The sequence below is a fragment of the Pseudoalteromonas shioyasakiensis genome, from assembly GCF_022398475.1.
In the GTDB taxonomy this organism is placed as follows: domain Bacteria; phylum Pseudomonadota; class Gammaproteobacteria; order Enterobacterales; family Alteromonadaceae; genus Pseudoalteromonas.
The window spans coordinates 1-4087 of the sequence record NZ_JAKEVM010000223.1; the positions used below are offsets into that span (position 1 = coordinate 1).

At 40.8% G+C, this 4087-nt stretch carries 4 protein-coding genes; 1 reads left to right on the forward strand and 3 read right to left on the reverse strand.

Annotated features, from left to right (window positions below; genetic code table 11):
* Window positions 1-86: 86 nt before the first annotated feature.
* Window positions 87-1196, reverse strand: coding sequence for an arginase family protein (locus L1D51_RS20715; RefSeq protein ID WP_054564099.1), 1110 nt, complete (start codon window positions 1194-1196; stop codon window positions 87-89).
* A gap of 289 nt (window positions 1197-1485) precedes the next feature.
* Window positions 1486-2265: a DUF2189 domain-containing protein gene (locus L1D51_RS20720; protein WP_054564098.1), complete on the reverse strand. Its 780-nt coding sequence runs from the start codon at window positions 2263-2265 to the stop codon at window positions 1486-1488.
* 145 nt (window positions 2266-2410) lie between these two features.
* Here L1D51_RS20720 and udp point away from each other — a divergent pair, with 145 nt between their 5' ends.
* Window positions 2411-3166 (forward strand): uridine phosphorylase, encoded by a 756-nt coding sequence (udp, locus tag L1D51_RS20725; RefSeq protein WP_055021853.1) that lies wholly within the window; start codon window positions 2411-2413, stop codon window positions 3164-3166.
* Here the strand turns inward: udp and cdd are convergent.
* Window positions 3163-4080: a cytidine deaminase gene (gene cdd / locus L1D51_RS20730; RefSeq protein ID WP_239964719.1), complete on the reverse strand. Its 918-nt coding sequence runs from the start codon at window positions 4078-4080 to the stop codon at window positions 3163-3165. The genes udp and cdd overlap by 4 nt on opposite strands.
* Window positions 4081-4087: the final 7 nt, after the last annotated feature.

Consider the following 4087-nt stretch of genomic DNA (forward strand, 5'->3'; position numbering starts at 1 on the left):
ATAATATAGCTCGGAGTTGCAGATATTGAAATATTTTTTAGTAAAAAGGAATGAGCGGAAACAGGGTGTTTCCGCTCTAGAGTCAATTACTTATTCATTGCATTTATTAAAAATGCTGAGATTTTAGCGCCTTCTCTTAGAGTTGTTTCAGAACTTGTCTGACCGATTAATGAGCTATCTGTGAATGGTGCAATTTCCATCATGTCAGCACCAGTAATTGGGAACTCGTCAGCCAATGCAACTAGAATGTCTAATGCATGCTGAGGTGTTAAACCACCGGCTTCTGGTGTTCCTGTCGCTGAAGCAAAGCTTTCATCAAGTGCATCAATATCAAAGCTCACATAAAGCTCATCAACATTATCTGCTTTTAGCTGCGCAATAACTTCTTCAGCAACAGCTTTAGCGCCACGTTCGATGATTTCGTGTGCCCAATGTTGTTTAACGCCAAACGTGTCTTCCCAGTGTTGTTTAGGCTTACCACTAGAGCGAATACCAAATTGAATTAAGTTACGTGGAGCTGGTAAGTACTCAAGAATATGTGTACACCACGAACCAAAACATAAATCGATACCTAAACGTTCAACTAATAAGTCTGTATGAGCATCAAAGTGAATGATTGCAGTGCGTTTTCCTGCGTCACGTTTTGCTTTTAAGTAAGCTTTAGTCAGCGGGTAGCTAATTGAATGGTCGCCACCGATACCAAAAATCCCCTTATCTGGGTAATTTGCATAAAAGCCATCACAGACATCTTCAGTGATAGACAAAGGCGATACATGATATTCGCTGTCTTCATCAGCATATAACGCTTTTTGACAGTTTGTAATGGTTGCATCGTTAAGGTATTTATCATGTAATAAATGCGGGATCACACGAACATCACCTAAATCAAAAGCGCGCGCTTGTGGTTGTTGATCAATCAAGGTAGAGCGTAAAAATAGTGGACCCCAGTTAGCACCACGTAAAATACCACCGCCACAATCAGAGCTAATACCTAAAATTACCGCTTTGTGCTCAGACTCTGCCAATGTTTCAAGTGACTCTTTCCAAAGCACATCAACATTATCTGTTTGGCCGTATAATTTAGTACGCAGCGCATCTTTACGTTCTTTTGCTGTATTAACTGTAAATACGCCATCGCCAGGAGGACAAAGACACTGACTTAGTTTTTCGTGGAAGGCTTTTTGTGTGTTACTCATCTCTACTCCGCTGATCTTTATCTGCATATTCATGCGTAATTAAAAAACTTACGCAATCAGGTTTGTGTATAGTCTGGATTTTTGAGACTCAACAATCACTTGCTCAACCAAACCTATAACTTACTGATATTAAATGGTTATAATTTTAATGCAGATGAATTTAAACTGCTCTAGTCAAATAAGAGCGCTGTATTTTGGCAGGTATAACATGCGCGAAAAGAAAGTCAAATTTTGCGGCAACCTAGGTGATTGCCGCTATAGATTTATATTCAAACGAAGTGAATACTCATTATTCGTAGCCTCTTGGCTTCTTAGTTTTGATAACGGCAATGTATGCATGCCAGCTGGCGTAGCTCAATAAAGGCATAATAACGATAAACCCAGCAGTGCCTGTAATAAAGCCGACAAATACCAAACATAGTATCAAACCAGCCCAGACAACCATGGCACCAAAATTTGTTTTAACCGCGTTCATCGAAGATATTACCGCAGTCATAATATCAACACGGCGTTCCATCATAATTTGTGGAGTAAACGCTGAGATAGCAAATACAGTGACCAGTAAGATACCACCGACAATACTACCGAGCGTTAAAAACGCAGATAACTGCTCGAAACTCGGGTTTACAACGTTCGGGTACAATGCATGAATAAGCGCAGCTAAGCGCATCCAAACGATCATAATTACCATTAATAACACTGCAAAGCCCCATTCACCTGCTGGGTTTCTAAACATCGATTTAAGGCTGTGCATCAAGGTGGGTTTGTGGCCTTTTTCAAGCTCCCAAGCAACATCGTAAAGTCCGGCAGCAAAGGCAGGGCCAATTAATGCAAAGCCCACTACAGCAGGTAATATAACTAAGTGTGTATCAAACTGATAAACAAAATACATGATAGTGGCAGGTATCAAGGTAAATACTAATCCGTAGACTAGACTCAGTATGGGCGCATTAGCGATATCTTTAAATGCAAGTGCTAACCAATGAAAAGGCGCACCAATTGAAATTTTCGAGCTTTCTAAACAGCGTGCAAACTCATGGTGTTTACTCATAGAAGATGAAGCAGGCATAATATATCCTCTTTTATCGTTACTTCTTTAGGTTTAGGTTATCTGTGCAATTCTTGCAACATTGGTGATCTAATAGGACATCTGTCCTGTACTTTAAACACATATGATTAAAGTATTACGCTTTAGACAAAAATAAGGTTTAATAATGGAAAAGGTATTTCACTTAGGGCTTACTCGTCAGGACTTAAACGGCGCAACCCTTGCGATTGTCCCAGGCGATCCTGACCGCTCAGCACGCATTTCAACTCTTCTCGATAACCCAGAATGCTTAGCGAAGACCCGTGAATTTCATGTATACCGAGGTGAGCTAAACGGCCACAGCGTTGTAGTTTGTTCAACCGGTATTGGCGGCCCATCAACATCAATTGCTGTTGAAGAGCTTGCTCAGCTAGGTATTGATACCTTTTTGCGCATCGGCACAACCGGTGCAATTCAGCCACACATTAACGAAGGCGATATTTTAATTAGCCAAGCCTCAGTACGTTTAGATGGTGCTAGCCAGCATTTCGCTCCACTAAGCTACCCTGCTGTGTCTGACTTCTTTGCAACACAAGCGATGGTAAATGCATGTGATAAGCTAGGAATTAATTTCCACATTGGTATTACTGCATCGAGTGATACGTTCTACCCGGGTCAAGAACGTTACGATACTTATTCTGGCTATGTTCCTCGATCATTCCAAGGCAGCTGTGAAGAGTGGCAAAAACTAGGCGTGATGAATTATGAAATGGAATCAGCAACACTATTTACTATGTGTGCTGCCCTTGGCTTACGCGCAGCCTGTGTTGCAGGGGTATTAGTAAATCGTACTAAACAAGAAATTCCGAATGTTGACCACGGCGAGATTGAGAAAAAATCAGTCGCCGTCGTCATTGAAGCTGCAAAACTATTGCTAGACTAACCTTCAACTAGTTCAGCAACACAGTGCTCAAATGCTGGTGGGTTTGCAAAGCTTGCCAGCACACTTTTAGCCACCTCATATTGATTTTCTGCCCCTTGTGTTTCTAACAAGGTGATTGACTTAACTGTTTTATCATCAAAGGTTAAGCCCGCAAGATAAAACTGACTCAATGCACTTTGTAATGGCGAAAGGCTTGGACTATAGGCAGCATTTTCAGCATAACTTCCATAAAAGTCACCTTCATCAAAAGTCGTTAATTTAACCGCACTAAAGTTACCTGTGTAAGGCACGTATGCATTGAGTGCCAGTTGAATAAGTTTAGCATCATCAATCGAAAGCTCAGTAAACTGTTTATCGCTTTGCTTATTAGAAAATAAACACGCTTCATTGCCTAGGTCTTTCGGGCCAAATGAGTAAGGTAATAACTCATGAAGATTAAAATCGCGTTCAGGCAATAAAATCTCAAGTGAATCTGCGGTGCTCAATTCATTCATAAATTGACGGCAGTAACCGCAAGGTGCATCGCTAATAGCAATTTTTAACACTGCTTGCGCGCCATTAAGCCATGCATTGTTAATGGCTGATTGCTCAGCATGAACGACTAAACTCAATGCTTGATGAGAAAACTCAACATTTGCGCCAAAATAGAAATTTGTTTCGCCTTGCTTGTTTAACCCAACTGCAATGGCGCCCACATAGAATTTAGAAATAGGCGCGACAGAAAATAAACTTGCGACGGGTACACAGGCTTTTAGTAACTCAAGTTGGCTAACTTGAAACTGCTGACAAAGAGAAGAAATATCAGATTGAGATAAGATACCACGTTGCTGTTTAAGCTGGGCAAAAAGAGAATTTTTTTGTTGATCATTGAAGCTAAACGGCTCTGAATTTTGAGCTAGTTTGCTTGCATCTATCCTAGTT